This window comes from Niallia sp. NCCP-28, from assembly GCF_023168165.1.
Taxonomy (GTDB): Bacteria; Bacillota; Bacilli; order Bacillales; family Cytobacillaceae; genus Niallia.
Genome location: NZ_BQYJ01000002.1, coordinates 379,159 through 396,750 on the forward strand (window position 1 = coordinate 379,159; position 17,592 = coordinate 396,750).

16 protein-coding genes are annotated in these 17,592 nt (G+C 34.4%); 14 read left to right on the top strand and 2 right to left on the bottom strand.

The window, feature by feature from the left end; all coding sequences use genetic code 11:
* Positions 1-51: 51 nt before the first annotated feature.
* The 4 genes from NCCP28_RS06645 (at position 52) to NCCP28_RS06660 (ending at position 4,279) form a co-directional block, all read left to right on the top strand.
* On the top strand, positions 52-1,326 hold the full coding sequence (locus NCCP28_RS06645; RefSeq protein WP_248560614.1) for an ABC transporter substrate-binding protein: 1,275 nt from the start codon (positions 52-54) through the stop codon (positions 1,324-1,326).
* Between the two features lie 63 nt (positions 1,327-1,389).
* Positions 1,390-2,280 (top strand): carbohydrate ABC transporter permease, encoded by an 891-nt coding sequence (locus NCCP28_RS06650; RefSeq protein WP_248560615.1) that lies wholly within the window; start codon positions 1,390-1,392, stop codon positions 2,278-2,280.
* Positions 2,281-2,290: 10 nt separating this feature from the next.
* A complete protein-coding gene (locus NCCP28_RS06655; protein ID WP_248560616.1) occupies positions 2,291-3,133 on the top strand; it encodes a carbohydrate ABC transporter permease in 843 nt (280 codons plus the stop codon).
* A 33-nt stretch (positions 3,134-3,166) separates the two neighbouring features.
* The gene (locus NCCP28_RS06660; protein WP_248560617.1) at positions 3,167-4,279 is read left to right on the top strand and encodes a glycoside hydrolase family 172 protein; all 1,113 of its coding nucleotides are present in this window, start codon (positions 3,167-3,169) and stop codon (positions 4,277-4,279) included.
* Positions 4,280-4,509: 230 nt separating this feature from the next.
* On the opposite strand, the gene NCCP28_RS06665 is transcribed toward NCCP28_RS06660, so the two are convergent.
* Together NCCP28_RS06665 and rpiA are read right to left on the bottom strand one after the other, a co-directional pair.
* A complete protein-coding gene (locus NCCP28_RS06665) occupies positions 4,510-5,478 on the bottom strand; it encodes a Gfo/Idh/MocA family protein (RefSeq protein WP_248560618.1) in 969 nt (322 codons plus the stop codon).
* Complete coding sequence (gene rpiA, locus NCCP28_RS06670; protein ID WP_248560619.1) at positions 5,475-6,173, bottom strand: ribose 5-phosphate isomerase A; 699 nt, start codon at positions 6,171-6,173, stop codon at positions 5,475-5,477. Before rpiA ends, NCCP28_RS06665 begins: the two co-directional genes overlap by 4 nt.
* A 355-nt stretch (positions 6,174-6,528) precedes the next feature.
* Between rpiA and NCCP28_RS06675 the strand changes: the two genes are divergently transcribed.
* From NCCP28_RS06675 to nirB, 10 genes are all read left to right on the top strand, one after another.
* Positions 6,529-7,272 carry a sensor histidine kinase gene (locus NCCP28_RS06675; RefSeq protein ID WP_248560620.1) on the top strand — a complete coding sequence of 248 codons (744 nt, stop codon included), beginning with the start codon at positions 6,529-6,531 and terminating at the stop codon, positions 7,270-7,272.
* Complete coding sequence (locus NCCP28_RS06680; protein ID WP_248560621.1) at positions 7,269-7,973, top strand: response regulator transcription factor; 705 nt, start codon at positions 7,269-7,271, stop codon at positions 7,971-7,973. The genes NCCP28_RS06675 and NCCP28_RS06680 overlap by 4 nt, the downstream gene beginning before the upstream one ends.
* Entirely contained in the window at positions 7,966-9,333 is a 1,368-nt protein-coding gene (locus tag NCCP28_RS06685) for a hypothetical protein (protein ID WP_248560622.1), read from the top strand. Before NCCP28_RS06680 ends, NCCP28_RS06685 begins: the two co-directional genes overlap by 8 nt.
* 71 nt (positions 9,334-9,404) lie before the next feature.
* Positions 9,405-10,310 (top strand): acetamidase/formamidase family protein, encoded by a 906-nt coding sequence (locus NCCP28_RS06690; RefSeq protein ID WP_248560623.1) that lies wholly within the window; start codon positions 9,405-9,407, stop codon positions 10,308-10,310.
* 11 nt (positions 10,311-10,321) lie between these two features.
* Positions 10,322-11,677: an APC family permease gene (locus NCCP28_RS06695; protein ID WP_375709372.1), complete on the top strand. Its 1,356-nt coding sequence runs from the start codon at positions 10,322-10,324 to the stop codon at positions 11,675-11,677.
* Positions 11,678-12,060: 383 nt separating this feature from the next.
* The gene (locus tag NCCP28_RS06700) at positions 12,061-13,272 is read left to right on the top strand and encodes a Bcr/CflA family multidrug efflux MFS transporter (RefSeq protein ID WP_248560624.1); all 1,212 of its coding nucleotides are present in this window, start codon (positions 12,061-12,063) and stop codon (positions 13,270-13,272) included.
* Between the two features lie 169 nt (positions 13,273-13,441).
* Positions 13,442-13,891: a MarR family winged helix-turn-helix transcriptional regulator gene (locus NCCP28_RS06705; RefSeq protein WP_248560625.1), complete on the top strand. Its 450-nt coding sequence runs from the start codon at positions 13,442-13,444 to the stop codon at positions 13,889-13,891.
* A gap of 16 nt (positions 13,892-13,907) precedes the next feature.
* Positions 13,908-14,546 carry a nitroreductase family protein gene (locus NCCP28_RS06710; RefSeq protein ID WP_248560626.1) on the top strand — a complete coding sequence of 213 codons (639 nt, stop codon included), beginning with the start codon at positions 13,908-13,910 and terminating at the stop codon, positions 14,544-14,546.
* A gap of 13 nt (positions 14,547-14,559) precedes the next feature.
* Positions 14,560-14,853 carry a putative quinol monooxygenase gene (locus tag NCCP28_RS06715; protein WP_248560627.1) on the top strand — a complete coding sequence of 98 codons (294 nt, stop codon included), beginning with the start codon at positions 14,560-14,562 and terminating at the stop codon, positions 14,851-14,853.
* 321 nt (positions 14,854-15,174) lie between these two features.
* Positions 15,175-17,580 carry a nitrite reductase large subunit NirB gene (gene nirB / locus NCCP28_RS06720; RefSeq protein ID WP_248560628.1) on the top strand — a complete coding sequence of 802 codons (2,406 nt, stop codon included), beginning with the start codon at positions 15,175-15,177 and terminating at the stop codon, positions 17,578-17,580.
* The last annotated feature ends 12 nt before the right edge of the window (positions 17,581-17,592 follow it).

Sequence of the window (17,592 nt, forward strand, 5' to 3'; positions counted from 1 at the left end):
TAATAAATTTGTAATTATGAAAACGCTTTAAAACTTTAAGGGGGACTTAAAATGAGTAGTACAAAAAAATTATTAAGAATTGTTTTAAGCGTATTAATGTTAGCAGCTATTTTTCTGACTGGATGTGTTGGGGTAAATAAATCGTCAACAAATGAAAAGGAGGATGGGGAGGGTTCTACAAAAAATCAAACAATTACCTTAATGACAAATGATTCAACCAAACCGGGATGGAAAGCTTATCAAAAGAAAATTGAAGAAGCAACTGGAGTGAAATTAGATATTATTGTAACACCAACTAATCCAGACGACATGGTAGCTAAAATGACCACAATCTTGTCCTCTGGTGATAATACTATTGATTTAATGCATGTAAATGATGAACTTATTACTGCATTTTCACGAGCAGGCTATTTAGAGCCACTTGAAAAGGAAGTAATGGAACCAGATATTGTAAAGAATTTTTCTGAACAATATATTAAAGATATCCCAACATTTAATGGCAGTATATATTCTGTTCCTAGTTATTTGGAAATATTAGCTTTTTGGGTAAACCATCAAATATTAAAAAGTGCAGGAATGGATGTCCCAAAAAATAAAGAAGAGTTTCTAAAATATGCAAAAGCAGCAACAAAAAATGGAATATATGGTTATGGAGGCTCTTGGGAGAAAAGCTATGTTTTTAATGAGATAGGTACATTCGTTAATTTATTTGGAGGAGACTATTTTGATTGGGAAAATCCAAAAACGCAAGAAGCTTTAAAATTCATGTACGATTTAGCACATACAGAAAAGGTTACCCCACTATCACAATTAGCGGATATATATGATCCAATGAATCAAAAATTTATTGATGGAAAATACGGAATGCTTTTTATGTATACTGGAGCAATCCCAACATTTGAAGATGCTAAAAAGTTCAGCCCCGAGCAATTAAATATTGAACCAATGCCAACATTTGAGACAAATGATGCGTTTATTGCATCCTGGCACTTTGTATTAAATAAGTCTTCTGAAAAGAAAGCTGCTTCCAAAAAAGTTTTGCAATATATTGCAAGCCAAGAGGGACAATTGGCGTATAGCGAAATGTCTGGTAGATTGCCCGCTCGATTAGATGTAATTAATGATCCTAGTTTTACAGCAAAAGGATTGGACAGTGTAAAAAACTATATTAGCAACAGCACACTTCGAGGCAGACCGCTAGTGCCCCAATCTATGGAATTTGTAAATGGAATAGGCGCAATTTTCCAAAAATATGTATCTGATGATATTAGTTTAGAGGAAGCGGTTAAACAAGCACAACAAGAGATTGATCGATTGACTGAATAATAATAATTGGGAGAAAGAAAAAAGCTGGGGTTAGAGCAATCTAACCCTAGAAGGGAGTATTGTATGAATATCATGAACAGATTCTCTCATAATAAATTGCTGATTGCGTGGATATTAATTTTGCCGGTTTTGCTTATTAGAGGATTTACTATTATATATCCTATCATTGTAACTTTCATTAATAGTCTTTTTGAAATAAATATGTTTAAAGGCGGCGTAGCAACTTTTGTAGGGTTAGATAATTTTTTAGCCATTTTAAAGGATGATAAAATAATCACTTCATTAGAATTCACCGTTATTTTTACCGTTGTATCCATGATTTTTCATATTGTTTTAGGAATTTTATTAGCGCAATTATTAAATGTGAAATTTAAAGGCAAGAAATTTTTGCGCACGATTGTTTTAATTCCATGGGCTATGCCTATGGTAGTAACTGGATTGGCTGCTCGCTGGGCCTTTAATGATACGTATGGTTTAGTAAATGATTTAATCCGCAAACTCTTTCCTAATTTCCAATTTGATTGGCTAATACATCCTGAGTCTACTAGACTTGCTGTTATTTTGGTGGATTTATGGAAAGATGTTCCCTTTTTTGCGATCTTACTTTTGGCCGGATTGCAATTTATTCCAGAGGAAATTTACGAGTCAGCTAAAATAGATGGCGCAGGTGTGTTTCGGACTTTTTTTACGATTACACTTCCACTCATTATGCAAAATTTATTAACCTTATGTATTTTCTTTACAATGTGGAGAATAGTGAGCTATGACATCGTTTATGCAATGACAACAGGTGGTCCTGGTGATTCTACCAGTTTACTGGCATATAGGATTGCTGTTGAAGCATTCACAAACTTAAATATAGGGTATGCCTCGGCTATTGCAGTTTGCTTATTCCTAATTATGATAATTATCAGCAGCTTAAGTTTGCTTGCGATAAAAAAGAATGATTATTAGGAGGGATATTATGGACGTTAAAACTGTTAGACAAATATCTTTTTTCGTTAGATGGGGATCAACAGCGGCTGTAGCGATAATCATATTACTCCCTCTGTATTGGATATTTATTTCTTCAATTACACCAAAAGGATCCTTATTTAAAACGCCGATTGATTACTTTCCAAATAATATTACTTTTCATAATTATAAGGATTTGTTTGTTCAATTAGGCATTGGTGAAATGGCTATTAATACACTGATTATTACAGGTTTTTCATTGATTGCTTCTATTATATTTGGGACTGCCGCCGCCTATGGGTTTGCAAGATACGATTATTCTAAGGGAGTTAGCTGGGGATATAAATTACTATTATTTTCTGCGCTGATTCCACCTGTCATTACAGCAAGACCGTTATATGACTTTATGAAGTCCGTTCATTTAATTGATACGTACTTAGGATTAACCATTCTTTATACAAGTTCCTTACTGCCGTTTTCGGTACTAATTCTCTATAATTTTGTAAAACAAATTCCAGCTTCATTGGAAGAAGCAGCTCAAGTAGACGGAGCCAATTATTTGCAAGTATTATTTAAGATTTATTTTCCATTAATGAAACCAGCAATTGCCACTATCAGTATTATAAATTTCATTCAATGTTTAAATGAATTTTTTACTCCCTTATTCTTTTCCTACAAAATTAAGGTATTAAGTGTAGGTATCACCACGATACCGAGGGAGAGCAATTTTGAAGTTCCATGGGATCTAATTAGTTCTATGGGATGGTTTATCACATTGCCAATCATCTTATTTGTTATGATTTTTGAGAAAAATATAATGGAAGGAATAACAGCTGGTGGGGTAAAGCAATAACTAATCAAACAATATAAAAGGAGTGAAATTACATTGAATAATATATTTGCAAATAGTTTATCCGGTTTGCCGCTAATTAATAATGGAAGGTCTCGGGCAATCAATGCTGAAAATCTTACTGGTCAAAAAGGCGAGGGAGGAAAAGCATCGAGCCACCTTGGACCATCTCGTAAAGGTTCACCTTGCATTCGAGATATAAAGTCTGGAGATACTGTACTTCTTGGAGAAATAGATGGTCCTGGTGTTATTCAGCATATTTGGATAACTGTTCCATCTAAGGTGAATGATAAAAATCCCTTTGTGTTAAGAGATCTTGTATTAAGAATATATTGGGATGGAGAAGATATTCCATCTGTAGAAAGTCCATTAGGTGATTTTTTCTGTTGTGGCTTTGGGGAAGGATGTCTTGTCAATTCCATGCCAATAGCTGTAAATCCTAATCGAGGCATGAATAGTTATTTCTCAATGCCATTTCATAAGAAAGCGCGTGTTACAATTGAAAACCAATGTGAGGAAACTATTCCTGCCTTTTTCTATCAAATTGATTATTGCTTATATGATAGTTTACCTGCTGAAACTGGATATTTTCATGCACAGTGGCGCAGGCAGCATATAACTGAAATTGGAAAAGATTATGTAATATTAGATAATGTAAAAGGAAAAGGTTTATATGTAGGCACATATATGGCATTATCCACTTTAGAACGTTATTGGTGGGGAGAAGGAGAAGTTAAATTTTATTTGGATGGAGATAAAGATTATCCCACAATTTGTGGAACAGGCACAGAAGATTACTTTGGAGGAGCATGGAGCTTTGCAACCTATGATTCTGCTGGCAAAATGCATGAGACTAACTACTGTACTCCTTTTTTAGGATATCCATTCTATTCAGCAAAAGACCATACTGTTGTAAACGATTATCATAATGATGATGCTCCGCCCATGCGAGGATTTTATCGATGGCATGTAATGGATCCAATCCGATTTGAAGAGGATATTCGTGTAACAGTGCAGCAAATAGGCGTTAGCCACCGAGGTTTGTTTGAACGGCAAGATGATATTTCTACAGTAGCATATTGGTATCAAATGGAGCCCCATGAACCATTTACTCCAATAATGGATGCTAAAAAAAGATGGCCAAGATAAGATGAAACTAACAAACCGTGGGGATTTTACGGGCTAGTTTATCTTCTCCTTGATTTTCCCTTCTCTAATCTTGGGTAGAAGTCTTCCTGCTTTTTACTACATGATAAAAAGGGAAAGCTGCTGTTACCTATTAATGATTAGCAGCTTTCTCCTTTTTATTTGGAATAGAAAAATTTCTATATACTTAGTTTGTAAAAAGTGAAAATATAATTAGCATATGCCGGCATTTGTCATTCAAACGAATACGTAATTCCCCATTGCTTTCTTACATCTGTCATAATTTCCATTACATCAACAGATAAATCAAGTGTTTTTTTGCTTGATTTATTGTGAATATATTCCTCGATATCTTTAATCTCATAGCATAATGCTTTATTTGTATCCCCTGCTTCAATGATTTCTTGTGTTCCATCTAAATAAGTGATTGTTGCTTTGTCGGCTCGCGGGAATGCATCAACTGTAATATAGCCAAGGTCTCCTGCTACTACCCCAAGTTTTTGCATTCTTGCTCGCATAGTCAGTGTAATGACAGCCATTTCTTCATCAGCATTTTTAAGGATGATGCCTGATTGTTCATCCACGCCTGTTTCGAATTTTTTCATAGTTGTTAAAATTTCATTTGGTTTTTGGGATAGGAAAAATCTTGCAAAGGAAAGGGCATATGTACCAATATCTAAAAGGGCGCCGCCTGCTAAATCTTTGTTGAAAAAACGATTGGACACATCATTTTCTTTACAGCTGCCAAAATTAACGGTTACCATTTTTAATTTGCCGATTTTTCCCGATTGCACAATTTCTCGCAATTTTTTATATAAGGGCATGTGGTAAATAGTCATTGCTTCTGCGACAATCAATTGTTTTTTCTCTGCCAATTGTACGATTTTTTGGAGTTGGCTGCTGTTTACGGTGATGGCCTTTTCGCACAATACATGTTTATTATTTTCTAAGCTTTTTAAAATATATTCATAGTGGTTGGAATGTGGGGTGGAAATATAAACAACGTCTATATTTTTATCTTGGAGCATTTCCTCATAGCTGCCAAAAGCTTTTTCTACTTGATGTGTTTTGGCAAATTGTTCTGCTTTTTCTAAGGTTCGAGAGCCAACTGCATAGACAGTTCCATTTACTTCATTAAGCGCTTGGGCAAAATCCGCTGCAATAGCTCCAGGTCCTAATATGGCCCAATTTAATTTTTTCATAAAATCACCTCATTAGTTGTTTTAGAGATTAGTTGAAAGTCATTTTCTGTAGCAAGCAAAACTTTTGTTACTTTTTTTGTAAATAAAGATGTTTCAATTACGCCGCAGATACTTATAAGGGTTTGCTGCAAAATAGCAAAATCATCCACCTGATTAAAATGCACATCCATTAATAGATTGCCATTATCACTAATAGTAAAACCATCTTTTTCTGCTGATTTGCGTATGGAAGTTTCTCCACCTAATTGCCGTATCATCTTTTCTACATAACATAAACTTTCTGGAAGGATTTCTAAAACGATAGGATGCTGGCAAGTTAAACTAGAAACAAATTTGCTTTCATCAACTAATAGGATATAATCTGCTGCCATGCTGGCAATCAGTTTTTCCTGTGCATGTATTCCGCCGCCGCTTTTTAGCGCATATAGCTGTTCATCTACTTCATCACAGCCATCAAAGGCTACGGAAATACTAGAAATAGAGCTTGTTGGAAGAACTTCTAATCTATTTTTGATACAAAGCATTCTTGTTGTATTAGAAGGAGTTACAATTTGGACGCGCAATTGGGGTTCAGACTGAAGGTACTCTATTAAATAAGATATCGTGCTGCCCCCTCCTAATCCAATAATAGTATCATTTGCGATGAAATCAAGCGCTTTTTTTGCACATCTTTTCTTAATCGTATCAGTATTCATTTTATACCTCCATTTAAAGAGCTGCTAATCATGCAACTTTAGTGTATGTCTCTTATTTTTTGCTGTCAATTGATATAAATCAATTAACTGGAAGTACGGCTCCAGCCTAAAAGATTAGGAGAAATCTGGATGGCTAGAAAATTGTCCGCAAAGTCCCTATTGATTGAAGGTTCACTTTATATGATTCCCGTAATACTCGAAATTTTTAAATAGTAATATGCTTGCTGAATAGTTTTTGATAAAATGTTGTCAAAAAGATGGAAAGAAAAAGACTATTTCTTAAAAATTCAGTAGAAAAATAGAAAAATTTCTCCCAATATTTATTTTTAGAAAATCAAAAAATGAAGGTGCCAGTATGACAGAATCTGTTTTTATTTTAATTATACTTTTGGGTATTGGAATACCAATAGCTAGCTTTGCAATATTATTGCTATTAGGTTTTTTTGAAAAAGAGTTTGATTATTTAGAGGAAAAAAATAGAAGGGTAGAGATAGAAAAGGAGCTGCACCGAATGGAGTATTTGCAGCTTAGTCAGCAAATACAGCCACATTTTATGTTTAATAGTCTCAATGCGATGCTTTCATTGAGCAGGCTTGGAAGAACAGAGAATGTCACCCATGCTTTGGAAGAGTTTTCGCAGTTTTTAAGATATAAATACCAGCAAAAAGACTTGCTTGTTCCTTTTGAAAGGGAAAAGAATTTTACTTCCCATTATATTGCAGTTCAATCTATTCGTTTTGGAGGCAAACTGCAGATTGAATGGACGATTGATGCAGCTGCTAAAAGCACTTATTTGCCGCCATACTTGCTTCAGACACTTGTAGAGAATGCCTTTAAGCATGGATTGGAAAAGAAGATGGGAGAAAAAACACTTCATATAATGCTTTTCAGGGAAGGCAATTGGGTAACATTGCTTGTTAGAGATAATGGTCCAAGATGGATGAAAGAGGAGGTAAATGAATTTGGAATAGGCTTGCAAAATATTCAAAAACGATTGTCGTTATTATTTGATTTATATACAGAAGTGCTGCTTGAAAGAATAGCAGAAGAAACAATAGCCAAAGTAGTATGGCCATATACACCGGAGGGAAAAATATGAGAGTTTTGTTAGTGGATGATGAGCCTTTAGAGTTGGAGCAATTACAGTTTCTAATTCAAGATAAATATCCTGCTTGGCAAATATGGACAGCGGACGATGGAGTTCAAGCAAAAAAAATCTTAGCAAAACACTCCATTGATTTAGCTTTGCTGGATATTCATCTGCCAGGAGAAACAGGGTTGGAGTTAGGCTTTTTTATTAAAAAAAATTATAAAACAGAATGCATTATGGTAACAGCATATGAAGACTTTCATTACGCACAAGAAGCAATTAGGATGAATGTTTTTGATTATATTGTAAAACCAGTTATTAAAACAGAATTTTATGAAACAATGGAAAGGTTTAAGGAGAAAAATGGACATTTGAACAGAGTATCTCCACTCATACAGCAAGTGATCGATATTATTCAGCAACAGTATCGCAGTAAATTGAATTTAACAGAAATAGCACAAAGTGTACATGTTTCATCTAGCTATTTAAGCAGAAAGTTTGCAGAAGAGCTTGGAATGACTTTTCAAGAATATCTAGTGTCATATAGGATTAAACGAGCAAAACAGCTTTTAAAAGAGAATCCTTTCTGGTCGATACAGCAAGTTGCAGATGAAGCAGGGTTTACTAGCCTTCATCACTTTAGCTACACATTTAAAAAATTAGTACAAGTAACCCCTCGCAGATTTAAGGAGAACATACAGCATGATTGATTGGTATATTATTTTATTTATTGCGACTATAATTATTATCTATTGCCTTGATCGAATAGTGGAACATCATTCCCCATATGATTTTTTTTTCAGTAAAAAAGAGCTTGGCATTAAACAAGGAACCGTTCTTTTATGCATATCTTTTTTTAGCGGTTTTTCTTTATTTATTCCGCTATTTATCTTGTTTTCTTATGGGTTGTTTATTGGTGTTATTTTTTATGCAGTATTTGTCCTGTTATTTTTCTTTGTAATTAAGGGATATTTAAAAGGTTTTTACCAGCAAGATAAAAAAAATGCAAATATACTATATTTTTATAAAAAAAGATTTACAGCAAAAGGATTTAAGTTTTTTCTTCTATTGCTTATTTTTGCAAATATGGAAGGACTAGTTATGCAGATGTCCGTTGCACATAAAATCTTTCAAGTATATTTTACAAGCCATTCCATTGTTTTTGTTGGGCTAATCCTGCTGTTTTCCTTAATTATAGCTGGTTTAGGAGGCTTAGAAACGATCTACAAAACAGGGTATTTAATTTTGATTATCTGCAGCTTTTCTCTTCTATTCGTGCCACTATTCTTATATGTAAAAGCGGGGACGCATACTATTTTTCAAGCATACTCTCTTTATGAAGCAACAAAAGAGATTAGTGTGTCTAAAATGCTGCTCATCCTTTTATCTATTCTTATTGCGCAAATTGGCGCTTTCCTAACGAATGTCTATTCCTATCAGGTATTGCATTCTATTTCAATAAAGTATATAAAATCAACAATAAAATTATCTTTATTTTGTTATTCAGCAGTTCCAATTGCTTTATTAGTATATGGTGCATATGTTGTTAGTTTAAATCAGACTAGTCTTTATTTTACGTTTGGTTATACCATTTTTCATTATTCTGGAAAGATACTTTCCATTATGATAGTCATTGTATGGATTTCAAGTATTATTTTTTCTGTAATTAGTTCTATATTTGCATTAAGTACATTATTATTTTTCTGCCTGCAAATGCGAAAAGGAAAAGGACTAGTTAAAATAAAAAGCATTTATTTTTTTACCATTTTTCTTTGCTGCTGTATGTTTCTGCTTCAGTTTATTTTCGTAAAATACAGCATGGAACTAGCTATAATATATGGTTTATTTTATATTGCTGCATCTATGCCATTACGGTCTGTGGGAAGAAAAGACAAAAGACATTCCGTTTGGCTTATTGTTTATATTGTATTCATTTGGGGTGTTGGGATGTTTTTTGCATTAAGCATGAAAGAATTTTATTCTGGATTTTTAATAGTAGTAGCAGGTGCTATTATCCATTTTTCAGGAGGATTTCTATTGAAAATTCTGAAAATGAATAAAATTACGTAAAATATGGTCAAGATTTCGCAAAAAAATAGATAAGCCTCTTTTTATAATAATAATACAAGGAGGCGGAAACGATGAAACAAATAGTAAATCGCGAACATTATATATATGGAATGAGTGCACAATACAAGCCAGTGCTGTCCGTAGAATCAGGAGATCATGTGGAATTTCAAACATATGATTGTTTCCTAAACCAAATTACATCAAGTAATACAGAATATTCTTCCATTGATTGGAGTCAAATTAATCCTGCAACTGGACCAGTATATATTGAAGATGCAGAACCAGGTGATATTTTAGCTGTTCATATAAAAAAAATTGAACTGGAAGAAAAAGGAGTTATGGCAACTGGTCCAAATTTAGGGGTAATGGGACATCGAATCTCTGAGTTTTCTGTAAAAGAAATCTATATCAAAGATAATCAGGCAATTTTTAATGAACAAGTAAGAATTCCATTAAATCCTATGATTGGTGTAATTGGTGTTGCTCCAAAAGAAGGGGAAATTTCTTGTGGAACGCCAGGTGATCATGGAGGAAATATGGATACTATATTAATTACGGATGATGCAACACTATATTTTCCAGTCTTTCATCAAGGAGCTCTGTTTTCGTTAGGAGATGTCCATGCAGCCATGGGCGATGGTGAAGTGGGTGTTTCAGGTGTGGAAATTCCTGCAAAAGTAACAGTAGCTTTTTCCGTGATTAAAGGATCATCTATTCGCACCCCTATTGTCAAAAATAAAGAAGGAATAGCTTATCTTGTTTCAAAAGAAACATTGGATGAAGCAGTGAATGTTGCAGTAGAGGAAATGGTAGATCTTATTTGTGAAAGATCCACTCTTTCTCTTGAAGACGCAACAATGCTTTTAAGTGCGGCAGGACAAGTTCAAGTGAGCCAAGTAGTAGATCCGTTGAAAACAGCAAGATGTTTTATATCAAAAGATATATTAACACAGCTTGGCATTCATGAGTTATTTTAGGGGGAGAAATAGTGGAGGCAAAAGTAAATAGTGGACAACAAGCTCTATATAAACAAGAATTAAAGAGATCTTTAACATTCTGGGATTTATTGATATATGGGATGATTTTTATGGTTCCGATTGCGCCATTTGGAATTTATGGATCTGTTGTTCAAGGCTCTCATGGTATGGTTGCATTAACCTATTTAATTGGTATGGTCGGCATGATTTTTACAGCATTTAGTTATGCGCGTATGTCGGAAGCATTTCCGATTGCGGGATCAGTCTACTCGTATGCTCAAAGAGGAATTAATGATTCTGTCGGTTTTTTGGCAGGATGGCTGATTTTATTAGATTATATTTTTATTCCATCGTTATTATACTTAGTAAGTGCAGCAGCATTAAATGCCATTGTGCCACAAATACCTTTGCTCGTTTGGGTAGTTATTTTTATCCTGCTTAATACAGTAATCAACATATTAGGCATTGAGTTTACAGCAAAAGCAAATAAAATCATTGTTGTTTTAGAATTAATTATATTGGGTATCTTCTTAGCAGTAGGTGTGTTTGCCATTTTAAAAGGGGTAAATGGTGCAGAACTGACAGCAAAACCTTTGTATGATGGCGATCATTTTAGCATGAGCCTTGTAATGGGAGCTGTATCTATCGCCGTTCTTAGTTTTTTGGGATTCGACGGAATTTCTACTTTAGCAGAGGAAACAAAAGAAGGCAGCAAATCCATCGGGAAAGCATGTGTTTATTCCTTGCTTGCAGTAGGTGTTCTATTCATTATTCAAACATGGGTAGCAGCATTAATCTGGCCTGATTTTAACTCATTTGAAAATGCGGATGTAGCTTTTTATCAAATTGCAGAAGTAGCAGGAGGGACATGGCTTAAAGTTTTAACTATTATTGCAACTGCCTTTTCATGGGGCATAGCGAATGCATTAGTAGCACAAGCTGCTATTTCTAGAGTATTATTCAGTATGGCACGCGATAAAAAGCTGCCAAGCTTTTTGGCAAAAGTGCATAAAAAATATAAAACGCCTTATTTAAGTACAATATTAATTGCGGTTATTTCATTAGTTGTAACAGTAATTTTCTCGAATAAAATCAATATTTTATCATCTGTTGTAAACTTTGGTGCTTTATCATCCTTTTTGTTTTTGCATATTTCCGTTATTAATTATTTTTTAAGAAAAAAACAAAGCAAAGATTATGTCAAGCATCTTGTTATGCCATTAATAGGGTTTCTTGTGATTGGATATGTATGGATTAATTTAGATCCATTAAGCAAGCAGCTCGGATTTATTTGGCTTGGGATAGGCATCGTCTATTTGATTGCATTAAAGCTGATGAAAAAAGATACAGGGCTGAAGTTAGAATAGAGGAAATTTTATTGATGATTGGTGCAAGGACTATATTATATAAAGAAAAATAGAAATAATCCCTTGATGGAAGACAGATAGAGAATTAATATCAGTCGACTGGTGAGGGGTTTTTTTAAGAAAAATATTTTAATCTTTTTTAGTAGAGAGATAGTTAGATTTATAATGTTAAAAAAAGATAAGCAACCGGAAGTTTTGAGCGCAACAGCTCGTTGGCTGATTATTGGGAAACTAGAGAAATGTCAGCAACTAATAAATCAAAAACAATTATTTAGATAATAGAAATATTTCGCGGAATTAGGGAATATCTTCTAGTAATAAAAACTAAATCGAGGTAAAATGGATAACTGATAAGAAAAAATTTAAATGAAGGTGGTAAACAATTGACGAAAGAAAAAGATGCAAAACGGATTAGATTAGCTTTGCTGCTTGGATCTCTTGCCATTTTAGGCCCTTTTACAATCGATATGTATTTGCCCTCATTTCCTACGATTGTAGAAACGTATAAAACAAGTGCTTCATTTGTGCAGATAAGTTTAACAACTTGTCTTTTAGGACTAGGCTTTGGCCAGCTGATTATTGGTCCAATGAGTGATGTACAAGGGCGAAAAAAGCCGTTATTAATTTTTATTGTTTTATATTTTTTAGCATCCTTAGCATGTTCTTTTTCCCCATCTATTGCTGTATTTATTGGAGCAAGATTTGTGCAAGGATTTGCTGCAGCTGCAGGACTTGTTATTTCTCGGGCAATTGTCCGGGATGTTTATAATGGAAGAGAGTTGACAAAGTTTTTTGCTTTATTAATGCTTGTAAACAATCTTGGTCCAATTATTGCACCAGTTGCAGGAAGCAGTGTGCTTGCATTAACAGAATGGAAGGGCGTTTTTATTTTATTGGCTTTTGTTGGAGTCTTGTTATTTTTTATTGTTTCAACAAGATTAGAAGAAACTTTGCCAGTTGAAAAAAGGGTGCCGAGCAGCATTTCTCAAACATTAAAAAACTTCGCTTCTTTATTTAAGGATCGTCAATTTATTGGTTATGCTTTAACACAAGGCTTCATTGTTGCTGGAATCTTTGCATATGTTTCTGGAACTCCATTTGTTTATCAAAACATTTACCATGTTTCACCGCAAGTGTTTAGTTTATTATTTGGAATGAACGGAATAGCTTTAATGATGGGAACACAATTAGTTGGTCGTTTCACTGATATTATTCCTGAGAAAACCTTTTTAAAAATAGGTTTATTTATTGCAAATATTGCTGCCATCATATTAGTAATAGCAATTCTATTAAAAGCGCCTCTGCTTGCAATTGTTGTCCCAATTTTCTTTTTTGTATCAACAATTGGGATTATCTCGACCACTTCTTTTTCTTTAGCGATGGAATCTCAAGGACATATTGCTGGAAGTGCTTCCGCTTTATTAGGATTGTTGCCGTTTATATTAGGAAGCATATCCGCTCCATTAGTAGGAATAGCGGGAGAAAATACTGCATTGCCAATGGGGTTAATTATGTTTTTCGCCAGTTTTATCGCGTTTCTTTCCTATTTTGTTTTGGTGAGGAAAAGAAAACATGCCATTCCGGCGATTCATTAAAAGTAAAAAAGAAACTGCTAAGTCTTATTGATTTAGCGGTTTTTTGCCTTCTCCTTGTTTATCTCGATTGTATTCTTTATAAGTTAAATATATTTGACAAAAAGATAAATTAAATATATATTTGATGCATCAACTATTGATATATCAATTAATAAAAGGAGGAGATGGATTGTCAAATACTTGTTCTACTCATTTGCAGATCTTTTACCAGCTGCAAACGTTAAATAAAAATTTAGCCTGTAAATTTGAATCATGTTTAGGTTCTAGTCCATCTCGCATTGAAATATTGCAACAGCTTTATCATAATCAAGAGATCAGCCAAAAGGAACTGCAAAAGATGGTTAAGATAGATAACGCTGCTGTTACCAGACATTTAAAACAGCTAGAAGCGGCAAATATGGTTGCAAGAAGAAAAAAAGCAGATGATAATCGAATAACATTGGTTTGTTTAACGGAGGATGGCCGCAATGCTATTAAAGAATCGCTGCAAGAAAAAGAACAATTTATTGCTCAAACTTTTAAAGATTTTAGTGAAGAAGAACTGCAAATTTTCTTAAAGATGCTTTCAAAAATAGGAACCAATATTGCAAGTGTAGAAATTCAATCGATTAATAAATAGAGAGTGAGGAAAAAAAATGACAACAGAACTAAAAACAAATGATTTTATGGAAATAATGAAAGGGAGACGTTCTATCCGCAATTATGATCCATCTGTCAAAATAAGCAAAGAAGAAATGCGGGATATGCTGGAGGAAGCAACGACTGCACCATCCTCCATTAATATGCAGCCATGGCGTTTTATTGTAATTGACAGTTCTGAGGGAAAAGAAAAATTGCTTCCATTGGCGTCTTTTAACCAAACACAGGTAAAAACTTCGGCAGCAGTTATCGCTATATTTGCAGATATGAACAATTTTGATTATGCAGAAGAAATTTATTCTAAAGCAGTTGAATTAGGATATATGCCGCAAGAAGTGAAAGAGCGCCAAATGGCGGCATTTTCCAATCACTTTGCGAAGCTGCCTGAACAGATTAATCGAGAAACTATTTTAATAGATAGCGGATTAGTAGCTATGCAGCTAATGCTGACAGCAAGAGCTCATGGCTATGATACCAATCCAATTGGCGGGTATGATAAAGAAAACATTGCAGAGACATTTGGTTTAGATAAAAAACGTTATGTGCCAGTTATGCTGCTTTCTATTGGAAAAGCAGCAGATGAGGGCTATAAATCATACCGTTTGCCGGTCGAAACGATTGCAGAATGGAAATAAGGGAGAGAGAAAATTGATTATTATTCATGCTACTATGACAGTTAAAGAAGATAAACAAGAGAAATTTATGCAAGAAGTGCAGCAATTAATAGAAGATACCAAAAAAGAAGCAGGCAATATTACGTATCAATTGCTGAAAAATATATCAGAAACCAATGTATATACAATGGTTGAAGTATGGAAGGACATGGAGGCAGTTGCATTGCATAATACAAGTGAACACTTTGTCAGCTTCACTCAAAAGGCACCTAACTTTTTAGCAGCTCCTTTGCAAGTAGATCTATACGATGGCAAAAAAGTTCAATAATGATTAGAAAAAAAGAAGATGGATATATCCATCTTCTTTTTTTCTAATTTTTTATGTTGAAAACGAGCAGCAATTATCTATAAAAGTTAGATTTTGTACAACTCCAAACTCAACGTTCATAAAGTTGTAAAATATGCATACTGTTTTTCATAAAAACCTCGCTATAATAAAAATATAAAAGATGTCTTAAAAATGTAGGTTTATCGATTTAAAGCAAGAAAGTTTTATGGAGAGAAAAGTAGAAAGATATCTTTATATATATGTGAAAAAAATCACAAAATTAAATAACTATGGCCCAAAATAAAATTTGGAGGAAATGACATGAAAAAACGATTAGTAATGATTGGAAATGGAATGGCTGGTGTACGTACAGTAGAGGAAATTTTAAAAAGAGATGCACAAAGTTTTGACATTACCATCATTGGAGATGAAAATCATCCCAATTACAATCGCATAATGCTTTCAAATGTTTTGCAAGGGAAAACAACTGTTAATGAAATTAATATAAACGATTGGGATTGGTATAAAGAAAATAATATTAACCTATTAACTGGAGAAAAAGTTATTCAAATAGATAGAAAAAATAAATTTGTTGCAACAGATCAAGATAAACATATTGACTATGATGAATTGATTATTGCGACAGGATCTAATGCATTTATTTTGCCTCTTCCAGGAAGTGATTTAGAAGGAGTCATTGGCTTCCGTACAATTGAAGATACAGAGAAAATGATGGAAACAGCAAAAACTTATAAAAAAGCGGTCGTCATTGGCGGTGGACTTCTTGGTTTAGAAGCAGCGAGAGGCTTAATTGATAGAGGAATGGATGTTCACGTTGTTCATATTATGCCGACTTTGATGGAACAGCAATTAGATGCAGCAGCTGCCAACCTTTTAAGAAAAGACTTAGAAGCACAAGGCATGAAATTTTTAATGGAAAAGCAAACAGCAGAAATTTGCGGAGATAATCGTGTAGAAAGCTTAACGTTTACAGATGGAACTTCTATTGATTGTGACTTAGTTGTTATGGCGGTTGGAATACGTCCAAATGTTGCAATTGCAAAAGAAGCAGGTTTAGAAGTAAATAGAGCAATTGTAGTAAATGATCATATGGTGACAACTGACGAGTCGATCTATGCGGTTGGAGAATGTGCGGAGCATAGAGGAATTGCCTACGGCTTAGTGGCGCCGCTTTACGAGCAGGGGATCGCACTAGCTGATCATATAACAGGAAAAGAAGGCAAAGGCTATCAGGGAAGCATCCTTTCTACCCAATTGAAAGTAGCCGGCTGTGATTTGTTTTCTGGAGGGAAAATTCATGAAGATGATCAAACAGAGGCCATTATTGTTCATGATCAATTTGCTAAAAAATACAAAAAAATTCTTATAACAGATAATAAAATTGTTGGGATTGTCCTTTATGGAGATGCATCTGATGGAAATCGTCTTTTCAATATGTTGAAAAAACAAGCAGATATCTCAGAATACACCAGTACATCTGTGTTAAGCAGCGGGAATGCTTCTGGAGAAGAGGATTTAGTTGCAGCAATGAGTGCGGAAGACACAGTCTGCGGCTGTAATGGTGTAACAAAAGGAACCATTGTCCATTCCATTTTAGAACAAGGATTAACTACATTTGAAGAAGTAAAAGGATGCACAAAAGCTGGTGGATCTTGCGGGAAATGTAAACCAATGGTAGAAAGCATTTTAGCGCACACATTAGGAGACAGCTTTGATGCGTCTGCACAAAAAATGGGCATGTGCAGCTGTACAGCACTTACTCGTGATGAAGTAGTAGCTCAAATTATGGAAAAAGGCTTGAAAACACCGAAAGAGGTGCGCAATGTATTAGGTTTTGCTCATGAAGAAGGATGTTCTAAATGTCGTCCAGCTCTAAATTATTATATGCGTATGCTTCGTCCAGAAGAGTATGAAGACGATAAAGCTTCCCGTTTTGTCAATGAAAAAATGGAAGGAAATATTCAAAAGGACGGTACATTCTCTGTTATTCCTCGCATGTATGGTGGAACAACAACAGCAGAAGATTTGATTCGCATCGGGGAAGTAGCACAAAAATATAACGTGCCATTAGTAAAAGTAACGGGTGCCAGCAGAATTGGCTTATATGGGGTCAAAAAAGAAGATGTGCCACAAATGTGGGAAGACCTTGGCATGCGTTCTGGCTATGCTTATTCAAAATCTCTTCGTAATGTGAAATCATGTGTAGGTTCAAGATTCTGCCGTTTTGGCACACAAGATTCATTAGGATTAGGAATTAAATTAGAACAAGCAATTGAAATGGTCGATACCCCACATAAAATGAAAATGGGTGTAACAGGATGTCCAAGAAATTGTGCGGAAGTGTTGACTAAAGATTACGGAATAGTATGTGTTGAAAATGGCTATCAAATTTACTTCGGCGGCAATGGCGGTACAGAAGTGCGTGAATGTGATATGCTGACAACTGTTAAAACAGAAGAAGAAGTTATTGCAATTGCTAAAGCATATGTACAATTATACCGTGAGCATGCAAATTATGGAGAACGCACTGCTCCTTGGGTAGAAAGAGTTGGGGCAGAGTGGGTGAAAGAAACCTTATTAAAAGAAGAAAATATTGCGCCGCTTGTGGAACGTTTTGAAAAAGCAAAAGGAACTTATCAAGAAGCATGGTCTAGTGTTCTGCAAGATGAAAAGAAAAAGGATATGTATCAAGTAGTAAGAAATTAAGGAAGTTTGCCA

Bases quoted from the DNA above. Each gene is read 5' to 3' on its own strand.
- NCCP28_RS06645 (WP_248560614.1), top strand. From the start codon at position 52: ATGAGTAGTACAAAAAAATTATTAAGAATTGTTTTAAGCGTATTAATG.
- NCCP28_RS06650 (WP_248560615.1), top strand. From the start codon at position 1,390: ATGAATATCATGAACAGATTCTCTCATAATAAATTGCTGATTGCGTGG.
- NCCP28_RS06655 (WP_248560616.1), top strand. From the start codon at position 2,291: ATGGACGTTAAAACTGTTAGACAAATATCTTTTTTCGTTAGATGGGGA.
- NCCP28_RS06665 (WP_248560618.1), bottom strand. From the start codon at position 5,478: ATGAAAAAATTAAATTGGGCCATATTAGGACCTGGAGCTATTGCAGCG.
- rpiA (WP_248560619.1), bottom strand. From the start codon at position 6,173: ATGAATACTGATACGATTAAGAAAAGATGTGCAAAAAAAGCGCTTGAT.
- NCCP28_RS06675 (WP_248560620.1), top strand. From the start codon at position 6,529: ATGACAGAATCTGTTTTTATTTTAATTATACTTTTGGGTATTGGAATA.
- NCCP28_RS06680 (WP_248560621.1), top strand. From the start codon at position 7,269: ATGAGAGTTTTGTTAGTGGATGATGAGCCTTTAGAGTTGGAGCAATTA.
- NCCP28_RS06685 (WP_248560622.1), top strand. From the start codon at position 7,966: ATGATTGATTGGTATATTATTTTATTTATTGCGACTATAATTATTATC.
- NCCP28_RS06690 (WP_248560623.1), top strand. From the start codon at position 9,405: ATGAAACAAATAGTAAATCGCGAACATTATATATATGGAATGAGTGCA.
- NCCP28_RS06710 (WP_248560626.1), top strand. From the start codon at position 13,908: ATGACAACAGAACTAAAAACAAATGATTTTATGGAAATAATGAAAGGG.
- nirB (WP_248560628.1), top strand. From the start codon at position 15,175: ATGAAAAAACGATTAGTAATGATTGGAAATGGAATGGCTGGTGTACGT.